21 protein-coding genes are annotated in these 13685 nt (G+C 58.0%); 9 read left to right on the top strand and 12 right to left on the bottom strand.

The features are described 5' to 3' along the window. Window positions 1–235: 235 nt before the first annotated feature. Window positions 236–619, top strand: coding sequence for an Hsp20/alpha crystallin family protein (locus E5K02_RS18360; protein ID WP_135396650.1), 384 nt, complete (start codon window positions 236–238; stop codon window positions 617–619). A 97-nt stretch (window positions 620–716) separates the two neighbouring features. Here the strand turns inward: E5K02_RS18360 and E5K02_RS18355 are convergent, their stop codons facing one another. The 3 genes from E5K02_RS18355 to E5K02_RS18345 all read right to left on the bottom strand — a co-directional run bounded on the left by E5K02_RS18355 (window position 717) and on the right by E5K02_RS18345 (window position 1910). Beyond that, on the bottom strand, window positions 717–1040 hold the full coding sequence (locus E5K02_RS18355; protein WP_135396649.1) for a hypothetical protein: 324 nt from the start codon (window positions 1038–1040) through the stop codon (window positions 717–719). A 79-nt stretch (window positions 1041–1119) separates the two neighbouring features. Further along, window positions 1120–1530 carry a hypothetical protein gene (locus E5K02_RS18350; protein ID WP_135396648.1) on the bottom strand — a complete coding sequence of 137 codons (411 nt, stop codon included), beginning with the start codon at window positions 1528–1530 and terminating at the stop codon, window positions 1120–1122. A 104-nt stretch (window positions 1531–1634) separates the two neighbouring features. Beyond that, complete coding sequence (locus E5K02_RS18345) at window positions 1635–1910, bottom strand: VF530 family protein (protein WP_135396647.1); 276 nt, start codon at window positions 1908–1910, stop codon at window positions 1635–1637. Between the two features lie 148 nt (window positions 1911–2058). Between E5K02_RS18345 and E5K02_RS18340 the strand changes: the two genes are divergently transcribed. From E5K02_RS18340 to E5K02_RS18330, 3 genes are read left to right on the top strand one after another with little or no spacing between them, the layout of a single operon-like run. Further along, window positions 2059–2895, top strand: coding sequence for a glycoside hydrolase family 25 protein (locus tag E5K02_RS18340; RefSeq protein WP_167856484.1), 837 nt, complete (start codon window positions 2059–2061; stop codon window positions 2893–2895). A 10-nt stretch (window positions 2896–2905) separates the two neighbouring features. Further along, entirely contained in the window at window positions 2906–3292 is a 387-nt protein-coding gene (locus tag E5K02_RS18335) for a septal ring lytic transglycosylase RlpA family protein (protein ID WP_135396645.1), read from the top strand. Window positions 3293–3330: 38 nt separating this feature from the next. Then, the gene (locus tag E5K02_RS18330) at window positions 3331–3525 is read left to right on the top strand and encodes a hypothetical protein (protein ID WP_135396644.1); all 195 of its coding nucleotides are present in this window, start codon (window positions 3331–3333) and stop codon (window positions 3523–3525) included. Between the two features lie 79 nt (window positions 3526–3604). Here the strand turns inward: E5K02_RS18330 and E5K02_RS18325 are convergent, their stop codons facing one another. Beyond that, the gene (locus E5K02_RS18325; protein ID WP_135396643.1) at window positions 3605–4021 is read right to left on the bottom strand and encodes a DUF6799 domain-containing protein; all 417 of its coding nucleotides are present in this window, start codon (window positions 4019–4021) and stop codon (window positions 3605–3607) included. A gap of 175 nt (window positions 4022–4196) precedes the next feature. On the opposite strand from E5K02_RS18325, the gene E5K02_RS18320 reads away from it, so the two are divergent. The 3 genes from E5K02_RS18320 (at window position 4197) to E5K02_RS18310 (ending at window position 5890) form a co-directional block, all read left to right on the top strand. Further along, window positions 4197–4538 carry a DUF3140 domain-containing protein gene (locus E5K02_RS18320; RefSeq protein WP_135396642.1) on the top strand — a complete coding sequence of 114 codons (342 nt, stop codon included), beginning with the start codon at window positions 4197–4199 and terminating at the stop codon, window positions 4536–4538. Window positions 4539–4619: 81 nt separating this feature from the next. Beyond that, complete coding sequence (locus E5K02_RS18315) at window positions 4620–5558, top strand: DnaJ C-terminal domain-containing protein (protein ID WP_135396641.1); 939 nt, start codon at window positions 4620–4622, stop codon at window positions 5556–5558. A 5-nt stretch (window positions 5559–5563) separates the two neighbouring features. Beyond that, window positions 5564–5890 (top strand): chaperone modulator CbpM, encoded by a 327-nt coding sequence (locus E5K02_RS18310; RefSeq protein ID WP_135396640.1) that lies wholly within the window; start codon window positions 5564–5566, stop codon window positions 5888–5890. 16 nt (window positions 5891–5906) lie between these two features. Here the strand turns inward: E5K02_RS18310 and E5K02_RS18305 are convergent, their stop codons facing one another. From E5K02_RS18305 to E5K02_RS18280, 6 genes are all read right to left on the bottom strand, one after another. Beyond that, a complete protein-coding gene (locus E5K02_RS18305) occupies window positions 5907–6644 on the bottom strand; it encodes a ZIP family metal transporter (RefSeq protein WP_135396639.1) in 738 nt (245 codons plus the stop codon). Between the two features lie 49 nt (window positions 6645–6693). Continuing rightward, a complete protein-coding gene (locus tag E5K02_RS18300; RefSeq protein ID WP_135396638.1) occupies window positions 6694–7434 on the bottom strand; it encodes an SAM-dependent methyltransferase in 741 nt (246 codons plus the stop codon). 223 nt (window positions 7435–7657) lie between these two features. Continuing rightward, on the bottom strand, window positions 7658–8029 hold the full coding sequence (locus E5K02_RS18295) for a hypothetical protein (RefSeq protein WP_135396637.1): 372 nt from the start codon (window positions 8027–8029) through the stop codon (window positions 7658–7660). Between the two features lie 118 nt (window positions 8030–8147). Beyond that, entirely contained in the window at window positions 8148–8783 is a 636-nt protein-coding gene (locus E5K02_RS18290) for a hypothetical protein (RefSeq protein WP_135396636.1), read from the bottom strand. Between the two features lie 116 nt (window positions 8784–8899). Beyond that, a complete protein-coding gene (gene nadC / locus E5K02_RS18285) occupies window positions 8900–9760 on the bottom strand; it encodes a carboxylating nicotinate-nucleotide diphosphorylase (protein ID WP_135396635.1) in 861 nt (286 codons plus the stop codon). A gap of 143 nt (window positions 9761–9903) precedes the next feature. Next, on the bottom strand, window positions 9904–10302 hold the full coding sequence (locus tag E5K02_RS18280; protein WP_135396634.1) for a DUF4783 domain-containing protein: 399 nt from the start codon (window positions 10300–10302) through the stop codon (window positions 9904–9906). A 151-nt stretch (window positions 10303–10453) separates the two neighbouring features. On the opposite strand from E5K02_RS18280, the gene gpmI reads away from it, so the two are divergent. Continuing rightward, on the top strand, window positions 10454–12001 hold the full coding sequence (gene gpmI, locus E5K02_RS18275; protein WP_135396633.1) for a 2,3-bisphosphoglycerate-independent phosphoglycerate mutase: 1548 nt from the start codon (window positions 10454–10456) through the stop codon (window positions 11999–12001). After that, window positions 11994–12575: a hypothetical protein gene (locus E5K02_RS18270; protein ID WP_135396632.1), complete on the top strand. Its 582-nt coding sequence runs from the start codon at window positions 11994–11996 to the stop codon at window positions 12573–12575. The genes gpmI and E5K02_RS18270 overlap by 8 nt, the downstream gene beginning before the upstream one ends. 11 nt (window positions 12576–12586) lie before the next feature. On the opposite strand, the gene E5K02_RS18265 is transcribed toward E5K02_RS18270, so the two are convergent. Then, window positions 12587–13171: a hypothetical protein gene (locus E5K02_RS18265; RefSeq protein WP_135396631.1), complete on the bottom strand. Its 585-nt coding sequence runs from the start codon at window positions 13169–13171 to the stop codon at window positions 12587–12589. A gap of 79 nt (window positions 13172–13250) precedes the next feature. After that, window positions 13251–13679, bottom strand: coding sequence for a secondary thiamine-phosphate synthase enzyme YjbQ (locus tag E5K02_RS18260; protein ID WP_206025983.1), 429 nt, complete (start codon window positions 13677–13679; stop codon window positions 13251–13253). Window positions 13680–13685: the final 6 nt, after the last annotated feature.

The following is a 13685-nucleotide window of genomic DNA, read 5'->3' as shown; positions in this document are numbered from 1 at the left end:
CCTTAGATCTGAAAAGGCATCCTGCTATTAGCGGCTTCTGCTTGGTCGCGCCTGGGCGGTCCAGTTGGCAGTTTTCCGGCAATGCCCACGCTTCTAATACGCCATAATGACCGGAAACCATCTTTAGCAGAGGCTTTGTTCGGCCATTGTGGCTGTAAACTAACTTAACCGGCCCACATTCCGGACTGGTACAAGGTTTGTATTTAGACTGTCAACCAAGCAAGGAAACACAGCCATGAATCTGATTAGCAAAGAGTTTATTCGTAACATCGCCCCTCAGCTCGACCTGCTCAACACGTTGGGTGGCGGCACGGCCCAGGCGGTAGTGCGCGTAGATAAGCGTGAGCAGGGCGTGGTGATTCGGGTGGCTATTCCGGCCGTGCGTCCCGAAAACTTCCACGTCATCCTCGACAACACCAAGCTCACGGTGTATTGTGAGTACCGTCATAATCCGGAAGATCAGCTAGCAGCCCCGCTGTTTGCCCAGACCCTGGACCTGCCCGCCAACCTCGACCTGAGCCGCATCGATGCGGTGCACAAAGGCCACGAGTTGCAGGTTCGGATTCCGTTTAAGGACGCGGCCGCCCAGAAGCGGGAAATCGAAATCAAGCAGCGCTAGGAATCTGCTCCTGCTGCCCTTTTTATACCGTCGGGGCCGACCGACACCATTGTTCCACCTGGCCACTGCCCTCGCAGTGGCTTTTTTATTGCCCCGCTTAGCTGAACAGCGGGAGGAGCAGCACAAAGCCCAGCAGCAGCGACAAGTAAAACCAGCCCATTACCTGCCCCCGGTAGCGCCGCGGGAGCCGGTTGCTGAGCATCAGCACGGCCAGCACCACCAGGGCCAGGTGCAAGAGCAGAAAGACGACCGTTTTGACCCAGTTGCTGACAATCGTGTTTTCGGGCTGGAACTGGTCGGCCATGCCCAGCCCCGACGTAAGCCAGCGCAGCAGGTAATAAGCGGCCGTTTCAAACGCCACAAACAAGACAAAGCCCACTAAGCGCGCCAGCGGCCCAGATTTTTCGGTGATTTCAGCCATTTCAACCCCAAGCTACAAAAACAAGTCGGCCAGCGAAGATATCCGCTGGCCGATTGTCAACTTATAAGCAGCTTAGCACTTAGCCTTTGGCTTTGCCCTTACCGTTGCCATTGCCTTTGTAGTGCAGCGTTACGGTTACTTCCCCGCTGGGTGTGGTGGTGCTGCGGGAAGTGTAGGTCTTACCAGCTTCTTGCCAGGTGGCATCCTTCACCAGGGTAGTCTTGGGGCGCAGCTCGACCGGGGCCGTGCCTTTCCACACCGAGGTTTCGTTGCCGGAGGGCGTTACCACGTAGGTCTCCTGAGTCATGTTTACGCACTGAGCTAGGCCGGTCAGGTCGCCTGTGATGCACTCCTTGTATTGCGACTTATACACCAGTGCGCCTTTGCCCTTGCCTTGCGTTTTGAACTCCTGGGCCTGGGCCGAAGAGCCAAAGGCCAGGAAGCTGGCAAACAGAACAGAAGCGGCGGCGGTACGAAGGGTGTTTTTCATGGAAAAAGGAGAGTTAAAAAGTAAAATTCAGGCTGTTGTACAATACAAGCCAAGAACTGTACCAAAAAACAGCTTGCATCCCTCCTATTCTGTGGCTGGGCCGCCTAGGGCTTTTTCTTGCCTGCTACTTCGGCACTCCGGGCCCGTACGTACAAGTCTTCTACTTTGGCCCGGGCCCAGGGAGTGCGGCGCAGAAACGTCAGGCTCGATTTGATACTGGGGTTCACGGAAAAGCAGTTGATGCGAATCCGCTCATCCAGGCCTGGCCAACCATAGTGCGCTACCAGATACTCCAGAATCTGAGCCAGGGTAATGCCGTGCAATTCACGGATGAGGCGGCCGGATTCGTCGCGGACGTCGTGGAGGTCGGGCTGAGCCATAGCGAGGAGGGAAAAATCGTGCAAAGGTGGTAAAAAGCCGGTGTATATACGGGCTACGCCTTTTCTTTGGGAACCAGCCCGCACTTTTTGCCTTCTCCCGGGCATTACTGGCGCCGGGTTGTTCGTTACCTTTGGCATGCCAACCCTCATGAACCGACGCTCCTCCCGACCTACTTCCCGCCGCCGGGCCTCTGCCTGGCGCCGCTACCTGGGCCTGGCCGTACTGGCGCTGGCGGCGCTGAGCCTGGTTGTATATATTCGCTACCAACGGCAGATTCACCGCTACGCCCGCCGCGCCTACGCCAGCTTTACCCTAGGCAGCCTCACGGGCCGGGAAAAAACTCCGCTGCTGGCCGGCTATTCCGTACACGGTATCGATGTATCCGCCTACCAAGGCAAGATCGACTGGAAAACCGTGGCGGAGCACAACGTGCGCTTTGCCTTCATCAAAGCCAGTGAGGGTGTGACCCTGCGCGACGCCCGCTTCCGCCGCAACTGGAGCGAGGCCCGAAAGGCGGGCGTCTACCGGGGCGCTTACCATTACTTCCAACCCAATTACGACGGGGCCGAACAGGCCAATCTGTTTACGCGCACCGTACCGCTCTCCCCCGGCGACCTGCCGCCGGTGCTGGATGTGGAAGCGCCCGAGTTTCATGATGTAGCCGTGATGCGGCGGGGCGTGGGCACCTGGCTGCGCCTGGTAGAGCGGCACTACGGCGTGCGGCCCATCCTGTATTCCAACTACAGCTTCTACAAGCGTCACCTGGCCGGCCATTTCGATGAATACCCCCTTTGGCTGGCGCATTACGAGGTGGAAAGCCCCGTATTGCCCCGCGACAAGTGGATTATCTGGCAGCACAGCGACGAAGCCTACGTGCCAGGCATCCGCGGCACCGTCGACTTCAACGTTTTTCAGGGTAACTTCGAAAGCCTGCTGGCGCTGCGCATTCCCGCTTCCGGGCCGAAAGCCGGCCGCACCAACTAAACCCGTCCTGATGAGTTCTATCTTCCGTCTGACCCTTCTTAGCCTACTGGCTGCCAGCGGCTTGCTTAGCAGCTGCGGAGGCAGTAAAAGTGCTTTTACCCAGAGCGGGGGCGCTTCGTACTACGCCGACAAGTTCAACGGCCGCAAGACAGCCAGCGGTACCACCTACCGCCCCAACAAGCTGACGGCCGCCCACAATACGCTGCCTTTCGGTACGGTGGTAAAAGTGACTAACCCGCGGAACAAACGCACCGTCAAAGTTACCGTCACCGACCGGGGCCCGCACGCGAAAGGGCGCGTTATTGACCTCTCGCGCAAGGCGGCCCGCAAAATCGACATCGTGGACGCGGGCGTAGCCCCCGTGCAGCTCAAAGTAGTGCGCGCCGCCAAACGCTGATTACCAATCCTTTTGTACCGTACCTGCACTGCTACCCGATGCGCATTCGCAAAAAAGTAACCTGGCTTTTTCCCGCCGAAGCCGATCGGTTTACGGCCCTTAGTGCCTTTGTCAAAGCAGCCGAAGCCCAGGGCTGGACGGAAGCAGAAATCCAATTCGTCATCAACGAAATCGTGGAAGCGCGTGACGATGCCGAGGTCAGGGAAATATTTCAGGACTACACCCACCGGTAGCTCCTCCCCTGTTCTACCTTACATAGAAAAGCGCCGCGGCTCCTGGCTGCGGTGCTTTTCTATGTAAGGTAGTTACAACCTAGTTTTTGCGCTTCATTTTCATTTTACCTTTCCCGCCGTTCTTAGCGGCGGCCATCAGGCTGTCTTGCTCCGCTTTCATAGCCATAGTCGTCAGGCGGCCACTTAAGGAGAGCATGTCGCCCTCTTTCAGCACCACGGTGCTACCATCGGCCATGGTCACGCTGCCATCGGCCATGATTTTAGTGCCGTTGGTGAGCGTGGTGGGCTCGGTAAGGGGAGCCGTCAGGCCTTGGCGAGTTACCAGCACTTTGCCTTCCCGCATAACAACTCCGTCCTTCATCGTGACGCCTTCGCGGACGACTACTTTTTCCTTGGGCGCTACGGCCCGGCGCGGGGCAACCTTGGTTTGAGCTTGAGCCGCTACCCCTGCCAGGGTCAGCACTGCCGTTAGTACGAGTGAGAAACGAAGTTTCATGCGATAATAAGTTGGGAGAGTGAGAGAGAAGACTAATATTTCAAGTGATGTAAAATACAAAAGACCCGGCAAAGTTCCCGGCGCGGTTGTAGCAACTCTAAAAGTAGGTATGGCGTTAAAAAGAGACAGCGGCTCGACCGTAACCTTCTTTATAGCAACTCCCAACTCTGCAATTATGAGCACTACCCAATCCTCGTCCGATATCTACGCTGAATTTCAGCGCCAAGTGAATATGACGGCTGCCGAACTCAAGCAGTGGCTGAGCACGGAAGAATCCAAGTCGGTAGGGCAAGACGATGGCGACGGGGAAAGCGTGGGCCACAAGTCGGGCAAGCACATCCTGCAGATTCTGGCCAAGAAGAAATCCGAGCTGACCAGTGCCGACGAAGCCCACATGCACAAGGTGCACGCTTACATCAGCCGGCACCTGGCCCAGGGCCCAGCCACGGATAAGGAGCACTCCCGCTGGCGCTACTCACTGATGAACTGGGGCCACGATCCGCTCAAGAAAAGTTAAATGCAACACCTTGTCTGCGTTAGGTAAGCCTATCGGACACTAGCTTTCCGCTTACCTGGGCGCAGCAAAAATTTCATCTCCGTGGACTACAAGGACTACTATAAGATTCTGGGCGTTGAGAAAAACGCTACCACCGACCAAATCAAGAAAGCCTACCGCAAGCTTGCCCGGCAATACCACCCCGATGTAAACCCGAACAACCCCGACGCCGAGCGACGCTTCAAGGAGGTGAACGAAGCTAATGAAGTGCTCAGCGACGAGGACAAGCGCCGCAAGTACGACCAGCTCGGTGCCGATTGGCAGCGCTATCAGCAAGCCGGGGCGGGCCGCGGTGGCGCGGGTGCCGGCGGCTTCGACTGGTCGCAGTACGCGCAGGGCGGTGGGTTCGAGGGCTTCGGTAGTGGCGGCAGTTCCGACCCCTTCGGCAGCGCCGACTTCTCCGACTTTTTCAGCTCCATTTTCGGCGGCTCCGGTGGGCGCGCTACCGGCAACCCCCGCCCCGCCGCCGGGCAGGATTACCAAGCCGAGCTGGAACTGACCTTGCAGGATGCCTACGAAGGCGGCCCCCGCACCCTGACGGTGAACGGCAAGAAGCTGCGGATTACCATTCAGCCCGGCGTGGAAGACGGCCAGACCATCCGCTTGCGCGACCAGGGCGCCCCCGGCCGCAACGGTGGGCCCAGCGGCTCGCTCTACATCACCATTCGCCTGCAGCCCGATGCCCGCTACACCCGCACCGGCAACGACCTAACCATGGATGTGCCCGTCAGCATCTATAAAGCCTTGCTCGGGGGCGAGCAGGTAGTGGATACTTTTTCCGGGCCGGTTAAAATCAAGATCCAGCCCGAGACGCAGAACGGCACCCGGCTGCGGCTGCGCGGCAAGGGCTTCCCGGTGTATAAGCAGACTGGGCAGTTTGGCGACCTGTATCTGCGGCTCACCCTGACCTTGCCCCAGAACCTGACTGACCAAGAAAAAGGCCTGATTCAGCAATTGGCCCACCTCCGCAATGAAGCTTAACCGGTATGGAAACGCACTTCATCACCATCACGCTGCACGAATGCTCGGCCCGGTACGGACTCAGTGAGGCTGACGTCCGCGAATTTGTTGATCTGGGCCTGTTGGATGAGTCCACTACGCCCGGCGCCATCCAGGGCGAGGCCGACCACGTAGCCCGCCTGGCCCGCCTGCACCACGATTTGGGCATGAGCAAAGAGGCCATCGACATTATTGTGGCCATGCGGCGGCGCCTGGTGGCCCTGCAGGAAGCTCTGGCGCAGCAAACCGCCCGAACCACGCAACTAGAGCGGTTCCTACGCGGCTCGGGCCCGGTTATCGACACCGATTTGTAGCAGCCGACCCGCCGTATTACACCAGGTCGACGGCCAAGGCCAGGGCGCAGCCGGCTACGGTAGCGGCCAGCTTGGGCAGATTCAGGTGGTGTTCGGGGCTGGTTTCGAACAGGATAGTGGTGGAAACGTGCAGAAAGTTACCGGCCACCAGCCCTAGCAAGGCCGCGTACCAACCGCCCTGCAGCAGGTCTTCCAGCACCACGTAGTTGCTGACAACAATACCGGCTGGCCCTGCCAAGGCAAACAGTACCAGATACGGAAAGGCCCGCTGAAAGCTGTTCAGGCGCAATAATAAAGCGGCCATCAGGGCGAAGGCTGCCGGAATATGGTGCAGGGCAATGCCAGCCAGAATAGCGTAGAAGCTTTGCCCCACGCCAGCCGCTTCCGGCGACTTGACTAAAATACTGCCCTCCAGAAACGAGTGCAGCACCAATGAAAACAGCAGCAGAAACGGCACACGCCCCGCGTGGGAGGTGTGGTAATGCACGTGGCCATGCTCCACACCCTGGGAGAATACTTCCAGCAGCAGTTGCCCAAAAAAGCCGGCCAGCACGAAATAGCCAATGCGGTGACTAATGCTGGGGTTCGCACTCAGGGCCTCGGGCAGCAAGTGCATAATGGTCAGCGTAAACAGATAAGCGCCACTGAAAGCTAGCAGGGGCTTCATCCAGGCAGTGCGCGCGGTGGGCACCAGCCTGGTGAGCCAGCCCGCTCCCATCACGGTCAGAAATAGCAGGAAAACGGCAAACCACATGAAGGCTACGCAAGAATAGAACAGCTGGATAATAGCCCGCAGGCAACTCTTATTTCTTTAGGACGAAGATCATTCGGGGGCTGGTCTGCTCGTCGTAGGGGCCCAGTTGGTAGTCGCCCAGCACCTCGGCCAGCCGCAACCCGGCCATCTGGAAGTACTCTTCAAACCGTTCCCGGCTCAGGGCCCGTACTCGTTCTTCGTACATGCGCTCCTGGCCTTGCTTGTCCGTGAAGCTAATTTCCTTCACCACGAAGTCGTTGTCGAGGTGGCGGCGCAGACGAAACGTCGTGCCTTCCACCATTTTCTCTTCCCGCGCTACCAGTTCCCGCACCGTGCGCTCGGTGTTCATAAAGTCGATGACCATCTTGCCGCCGGGCCGCAAGGCCGCCGCTGCCGAGCGCAGGGCCACCACGTTTTCCGTTTCGTTGGCGAAGTAGCCGAAACTAGTGAACAGGTTGAAGATAAAGTCGAACGGGCCGTAGGGCAGCGGATTGCGCATGTCGTGCACGTGAAAGTGCAGGTGCTCGTGGGCAAACTGCTGGGCAAAGGCAATGCTCTCCGGCGACAAGTCGACCCCGGTTACATCGTAGCCTTTTTCGCTCAGGTAAATGGCGTGCCGGCCTTTGCCGCAGGCTAAGTCCAGCAACCGCGTGGTGGGCTTGGGGTGCAGATGCAGTAGCAGTTCATCAATAAAAAACCGCGCTTCCGCGTGGTTTCGGTCCCGGTAGAGCAGGTGGTAGTAAGACGAATCGAACCAGGTACTAAACCACTCAGCGTCGGAGTGTGGCATTCAGAGAGAATTGGAGCAGGAGCACAAAGGAAAGCGGCCGGTGAGCCTGGTCGACCATGCCAGACGCTTTATTTTGCAACAATGTTACAAAAAGCCGCCGACATTCTGGGCCGACGGCCGGTAAGCCGCCGTGCGCATACAGCAAGTTGGCCCCAGTGCTACCTTCTCCAACGGGTTGAGGAGAACCAGCACTGGGGCCAAACGAAGTAATAAGCGGAGGATACTATTCTTCCTTCAGCTGTTCAGCTGGCTTTTCATTTTCGTCGTGCTGGGTGTTGGCAGCACCGGGAGCCGCCGCTTCCGATTTGGTCCGGTCTTCCGCTTCGCCATTGGCCGAGCGGGCTTCTTCCGCTTTCGGGTGGCGGTCCTTTTCAAATTCTACGTTCGAGCTGATGGGTTCCGCAATGGCACCACCTTTGGCCTGGTGGGCTTCCTCTACCGTTCCTTGGTCGAAATTGTCGCTGGAGCGGGAGCCGGGCGCTACCTGATCCAAGGACACTTTGGCTTCCGGACGCAGGTCGGAAGGTTCGCTGCTGCAGGCGTTCAGGGCCAGAGTGGCTACGGCCACGGCGCAGAACAGAAGATTTTTAGTCATGTTCGTAAGAGGTTGAAAAGGCTAAGCTATGGCAGGCAACCAGCCGGAAGGACGGCGAATGACCTGTTGCCCCACCCGCTTAGTACCAGAGTACTGTACCGGCGTGGCCGGCTCAAAGTTACGCGGAAGTTGGGCTCGTAGGCGCAGCGGCAGCCGGAGATTGAGCCGGCAGCAGGTTTTTGCGCCGCAGCATCGAGTCAAACAGCTTGATATCGTTGGGCGAGTTGAAGATGCGCAGCGGCAGATGCAGGAAAATCGGCACGTTGAACGTGCGGGCCATCCAGCCCTTGAAGCCCTTCAGCTCATTGGCTTCCGTGGGGGGCTGTAGCCACAGCCAGTAGGCATCCGCGTCGCGGCGGGCCTGCCCAATCATGTCCCAGTTCAGGCCCATCCCCTTGGTTTCACTTTGACGCAGGATGATCTGGCGATTGTCGATTTCAAAGTTCATCCGCTCAAATAGGGCCTTGCTTTGCTCCATCTGGGCCACGCCCGTAATTTGGGCCGAGCGCAGCAGCACGTACAGTAACGTGAGCAGCACGGCCACGAGCACCCACCACCACGAGGGCCAGATAACGGCGGGCAGCAGACCAATAGCTAAGGGAATAAGAGCATACCACCATTCTTTCCGCCACACCTGCGCCATGGCCATGCGCGTGTAGGTATCGGTATCGAGCTGGTACTTTTTGGTACGGATGGCCATGGGCGCGGGGCCCTGGGCTTGCCGGTAGCCACCGCGTTGATTGGGCTGTTGCATTGGGGGTAATGTGCTAATATGCTACTATGAGAAATGTGAGAAGCGTAAAGAAGATGAAGGAAGCCAATGATTGATAACACATTAGCCTCACAACACATTCAGATACAGCAACACATTTAAAAAGCTTTTAGGCTCAGGTCGAGGCTCTTAACGGAGTGCGTCAGGGCGCCCACTGAGATGAAGTCGACGCCGGTTTGAGCTACCTCCGTAATGGTTTGCTCGGTGATGCCTCCGGATGCCTCCGTGGGAAAACGTCCGGCAATCAGGGTTACGGCTTCGCGCAGGCGGGCCGGCGCCATGTTATCGAGCATGATTCGCTCAATGCCGCCCACTTCGAGGACTTGTTCTACCTCGGCCAGCGTGCGGGTTTCCACCACGATGGGCAAGTTGCGGCCCGTGCGCTCCAAATAGGCTTTCGTGGCCTCAATGGCCGGACGTATTCCACCGGCGTAGTCCACGTGGTTGTCCTTCAAAATAATACCATCGAAGAGGCCGTAGCGGTGGTTGACGCCACCACCGATGAGCACGGCCCATTTTTCGCAGAGGCGAAAATTGGGCGTGGTTTTGCGCGTATCGAGCAGCTTGGCCTTGGTGCCGGCCATCAGGCTGGTCAGGTAGGCCGTATGCGTGGCAATGGCGCTCATGCGCTGCATGCAGTTGAGCACCAGCCGCTCGGCCGTCAAGATGCTCTGGGAGCGACCTTCCACAATAAAAGCAATGTCGCCGTGCTTTACGTGGGTCCCGTCGGCCAGGCGTTGCTCTACTTGCAGATCAGCATCCACTTCCCGGAAGATAAGGTGAGCCAGCTCAACGCCAGCCAAGATACCTTCGCTTTTAACCAGCAAATGGGCCCGGTTGCGGGCGTCGGCCGGAATAGCTGCCAGGGAGGAATGGTCGCCGTCGCCAATATCCTCGGCCAGGGCCGTGCGAATAAAGGTAGTGAGGGCTTCGGAGGTCAGGTAGGGAGGGTTTTGCACGGTGCAAAAATAGAAAAAGGCCCTGACTTGCGCCGGGGCCTTGCTTAGAATCCTCAAAAACAGTTGGCGACGAATGCGCGACGGCTGAGTTAGAATAAGTAGCTTTTTTTCAAATTCTTAGCTCTTCGACCCCAGCACCCAGGTTATTCTTTCGTAAAATCGATAGTATCGATAACCAGGCTACCCTGGGCCGACTTCATCTTAACGAACATCCGGTAAGCCCCGGTTTTGCTGACATACTTGCCAACCGCGTAGGGCGTTCCTTCGTTACTACCCCCGTAATGCACGAAGTCGAACCCGGCGGGGGAGTTCTTGGCAAAGAAGTCCTTCATTACGAATTCGGCCTGCGTGGAGCTATAGCTTTGCTTATCACCGTCAAAGCTTAACTCTACCGTAGAGCCAAAGTATTGGGACAACTCCCGGGACGAGCCACTCCGGATGGCGTTTCGCACTGGAGTGAAGGCCTCACCTTGTGCCAGTACCGTTACGGAGAGCAACAGAAACCACACGACGGTAATAACCTGAAATATGTTGCGTTTCATACTATAGTAGGGAATGTATCATGCGGTTCGCGAAAACTATGCCAACTAGGCATGGTTTATAAAATGTCCCTACAGCCGTTCGCCACGGCCCCAAGTTAACCTAATCCAACAAAATGCACACGTTAGCGTTGGTGCCCCTATCTTTGCGCTTATGAATAAACAGGTATTGCTGGTAATTTTGGATGGGTGGGGTCTAGCTCAGAATAAGGAAGTATCGGCTATTGACAAAGCCAATACTCCGTTTGTGGACTCCCTGTTTCAACGTTTTCCACACAGTAAGCTGCAGGCTTCCGGCGAAGCAGTTGGTTTGCCCGACGGGCAGATGGGTAATTCCGAGGTAGGCCATATGAATATTGGGGCCGGCCGGGTGGTGTACCAGGATCTGGTGCGCATCAACAAAGCCATTCGGGAGCGGAAGCTGGGCTCGATGCCCGCTTTGGAAAAAGCCTTCGAATATGCCCGCACCACGGGCCGCAACCTGCACTACATCGGGCTACTGTCGGATGGGGGGGTGCACTCCCACATTGAGCACCTAAAAGCGCTGTGCACCCTGGCCCACGATGCCGACGTGCACAAGGTGTTTATTCATGCCTTTACTGATGGCCGGGACACGGACCCTAAGGGTGGCGTAAATTACGTGAACGACCTGGAGCAGAGCCTGGCCCGCAGCGGAGCCAAAATTGCCTCCGTCGTGGGCCGCTACTACGCCATGGACCGCGACAACCGCTGGGAACGGGTGAAAGTAGCCTACGACCTGATGGTGAACGGCAAGGGGGCACCTTCCCAGAACCTGATTCAGAGCATGCTGGATTCCTATAAGGAAGGCGTGACAGATGAGTTCCTGAAGCCCATTGTCAAGGTTGGTGCCGATGGGCAGCCGCTGGCTACCATTCAGGAAGGCGACGTGGTTATCTGCTTTAACTTCCGCACCGACCGGGGCCGGGAAATCACGCAGGCCCTGACCCAGCAGGATTTTCACGCCTTCAACATGCACCGGCTGAACCTGCACTACCTGACAATGACCAACTACGACGCCACGTTTGTGGGCGTCACTCCAATTTTCGAGAAAGACAACCTCGAAAATACCTTGGGCGCAGTCTTGGAAGCTAACGGTAAAAAGCAGATTCGCATTGCCGAAACCGAAAAGTACCCGCACGTAACCTTCTTCTTCTCAGGGGGGCGCGAGGTGGAATTCACGGGCGAAACCCGCCTCATGCGGGCCTCGCCGAAAGTAGCCACCTACGACTTGCAGCCGGAAATGAGTGCTTATGAGCTGCGCGACGCGCTGGTGCCGGAGCTCCGGGCCAAGTCGGCTGACTTTGTGGTGCTCAACTTTGCGAACCCCGACATGGTAGGCCATACTGGTGTATTTGAAGCCGCCGTGAAAGCCGTGGAAACCGTGGATACCTGCACCCGCGACGTGGTGACGGCTGCTCTGGATAGTGGTTATGCCTGCATCATCATTGCCGACCACGGCAACGCCGACATGATGATCAATCCGGATGGCAGCCCCAACACAGCCCATACCACCAACCTCGTGCCCTGCATCCTGGCGGATACCACTTACCAGGGCACGCTGGCCGACGGTAAGCTGGGCGACATTGCCCCAACGGTACTGGCGCTGATGGGCCTTTCGCAGCCCGCCGACATGACCGGCGTATCATTGCTCCAATCCGCTGTTGCTTCTACGAATGGGTAGAGCACTATGGGCCGCCGCCTGCCTGCTCCTGACGACGGCTTGTGGTCAGGAGCAGGATGCTGCCCGCGCTGGCCAGCCGGCCCGCAAGCCGCTGTATTTCGACGTGAAGAGCTTTCTAGATGCGCAAGCGGCGTTGCTCAATCAGCGGAAGCCGGCCGTCGAAAAGCGGGTGATGCTACGGGATGGAGATATTGAAACCACCCGCGTGGCCCAAGTCGACTGGAGCAAGGAGCTACAGGTTTTCTACCAGGCCGATATCAACAAGCCCGCTCTGCGCGGTGCTTACGAAGTTCAGGCTGGGCCCGCAACCAACACCCTTACCACCGGGCAGGTATACCGCCGCAAAGCGGGCATAGAGAATATCGTGGACCAGCTGCGGGTGGCGCAAACGGATACGCGGGGTGGCACTATCGAGGCCGTACTGACTCAGGACAACCCACTGTTCTTTTCCCGTAAGACCCTGATTCTGAATCACCAGAATGGCCTGCTGACCTCCTATCAGGTGCAGGGGGTGCAGAAGCTGGTCATGTTTGATACGCTGCGGTACTCGGCTACCGTCAAGGTACTGCCGTAGCAGCGGCCGAGTTAGTCCAGGTAGGGCTCGACGCGGGCCACGGCCGGTTTGCCCTCGGAGAAGGTAGCCGAAACGTTGTTGGCCCGTTCCGTGTCGCGGATGTGCACTTTGGCACAGGAACCGCCGTTCTGCCGGGTCGAGGCGTCCAAGGTCAGGCGTAGGCGCTGGCCATAGGCCGGTCGAAAGTTGGTGATGACTGCCCGCCGCAGCAGGCGCTGCTCGGGCATGCAGTAAAACTCGAACTGGTTGCCCTGGTGCTGCAAGGTGAGAATGGTGTCGGTCTGGCCTTTTTCGTGCAGGTTAGGAAAGGGCTTACGCGACATGACTTTGGCTCCAGCACCTAACAGCTCGGCCACGGTGGGCTCCGTACCGAAAGGCTGCCCGGCCAGCGTATCATTGGTCATCACGCAGGTCGCTTGCCGCACGGCGACGGGCTTGGGGGCCACCCGGCGCTTGGGCGAAGTGGGCGGGGCCGCCTGGGCACGGGCCGTGACCACCGGAGGTTTGTCGCCGGAACATGCGCCCAGGCCAATAGCAACGTACACTGCCAGGGCAGGAACGAGTTTGGCGGCAGAAAGCAGGACAGCAGAAACCATAGCGCGACAAGGGCCTTTTCAGCCTCTTACGCAAATGTTTAGGCTCCGGCCTTCGCCTTACCAGATTTATTTGTGCCGCTTATTTCTCGATACCCATCAGGGTTGCAACTATCCAGCGGCGGCCACCGTGGTTGCGGTGCTCCCCCAGGTATACGCCCTGCCAGGTGCCCAGGGCTAGCTCTCCGTTGGTAATTGGAATGGTGACCGAAGTGCCCAGCATGGCGGCTTTCAGATGGGCGGGCATATCGTCGGGGCCTTCCTGGGTATGCTGGAAGTAGGGCGCATTTTCGGGCACGGCCCGGTTGAAATACTGCTCGAAGTCGTGCCGGACGGTGGGGTCCGCGTTTTCGTTGATGCTCAGGCTGGCCGAGGTGTGCTGGATGAAGAAGTGGACCGTCCCGATATGGATACGCTCCAACTCGGGCAGTTCCGCGACCAGCACATCGGTGATGAGGTGGAAGCCCCGGCGCACGGCGGGCAGGCGCAGGCGTTTCTGAATCCAGATCATAAGGGC

The sequence above is a fragment of the Hymenobacter metallicola genome (assembly GCF_004745645.1).
GTDB classification, from domain to species: Bacteria; Bacteroidota; Bacteroidia; order Cytophagales; family Hymenobacteraceae; genus Hymenobacter; species Hymenobacter metallicola.
Note: the sequence above shows the minus strand (reverse complement) of the source record. Positions and strands in the feature narration are given on the sequence as shown.

Bases quoted from the DNA above. Each gene is read 5' to 3' on its own strand.
- E5K02_RS18360 (WP_135396650.1), top strand. From the start codon at position 236: ATGAATCTGATTAGCAAAGAGTTTATTCGTAACATCGCCCCTCAGCTC.
- E5K02_RS18355 (WP_135396649.1), bottom strand. From the start codon at position 1,040: ATGGCTGAAATCACCGAAAAATCTGGGCCGCTGGCGCGCTTAGTGGGC.
- E5K02_RS18350 (WP_135396648.1), bottom strand. From the start codon at position 1,530: ATGAAAAACACCCTTCGTACCGCCGCCGCTTCTGTTCTGTTTGCCAGC.
- E5K02_RS18345 (WP_135396647.1), bottom strand. From the start codon at position 1,910: ATGGCTCAGCCCGACCTCCACGACGTCCGCGACGAATCCGGCCGCCTC.
- E5K02_RS18340 (WP_167856484.1), top strand. From the start codon at position 2,059: ATGAACCGACGCTCCTCCCGACCTACTTCCCGCCGCCGGGCCTCTGCC.
- E5K02_RS18335 (WP_135396645.1), top strand. From the start codon at position 2,906: ATGAGTTCTATCTTCCGTCTGACCCTTCTTAGCCTACTGGCTGCCAGC.
- E5K02_RS18330 (WP_135396644.1), top strand. From the start codon at position 3,331: ATGCGCATTCGCAAAAAAGTAACCTGGCTTTTTCCCGCCGAAGCCGAT.
- E5K02_RS18325 (WP_135396643.1), bottom strand. From the start codon at position 4,021: ATGAAACTTCGTTTCTCACTCGTACTAACGGCAGTGCTGACCCTGGCA.
- E5K02_RS18320 (WP_135396642.1), top strand. From the start codon at position 4,197: ATGAGCACTACCCAATCCTCGTCCGATATCTACGCTGAATTTCAGCGC.
- E5K02_RS18310 (WP_135396640.1), top strand. From the start codon at position 5,564: ATGGAAACGCACTTCATCACCATCACGCTGCACGAATGCTCGGCCCGG.
- E5K02_RS18305 (WP_135396639.1), bottom strand. From the start codon at position 6,644: ATGTGGTTTGCCGTTTTCCTGCTATTTCTGACCGTGATGGGAGCGGGC.
- E5K02_RS18300 (WP_135396638.1), bottom strand. From the start codon at position 7,434: ATGCCACACTCCGACGCTGAGTGGTTTAGTACCTGGTTCGATTCGTCT.
- E5K02_RS18295 (WP_135396637.1), bottom strand. From the start codon at position 8,029: ATGACTAAAAATCTTCTGTTCTGCGCCGTGGCCGTAGCCACTCTGGCC.
- E5K02_RS18290 (WP_135396636.1), bottom strand. From the start codon at position 8,783: ATGCAACAGCCCAATCAACGCGGTGGCTACCGGCAAGCCCAGGGCCCC.
- E5K02_RS18280 (WP_135396634.1), bottom strand. From the start codon at position 10,302: ATGAAACGCAACATATTTCAGGTTATTACCGTCGTGTGGTTTCTGTTG.
- gpmI (WP_135396633.1), top strand. From the start codon at position 10,454: ATGAATAAACAGGTATTGCTGGTAATTTTGGATGGGTGGGGTCTAGCT.
- E5K02_RS18270 (WP_135396632.1), top strand. From the start codon at position 11,994: ATGGGTAGAGCACTATGGGCCGCCGCCTGCCTGCTCCTGACGACGGCT.
- E5K02_RS18265 (WP_135396631.1), bottom strand. From the start codon at position 13,171: ATGGTTTCTGCTGTCCTGCTTTCTGCCGCCAAACTCGTTCCTGCCCTG.
- E5K02_RS18260 (WP_206025983.1), bottom strand. From the start codon at position 13,679: ATGATCTGGATTCAGAAACGCCTGCGCCTGCCCGCCGTGCGCCGGGGC.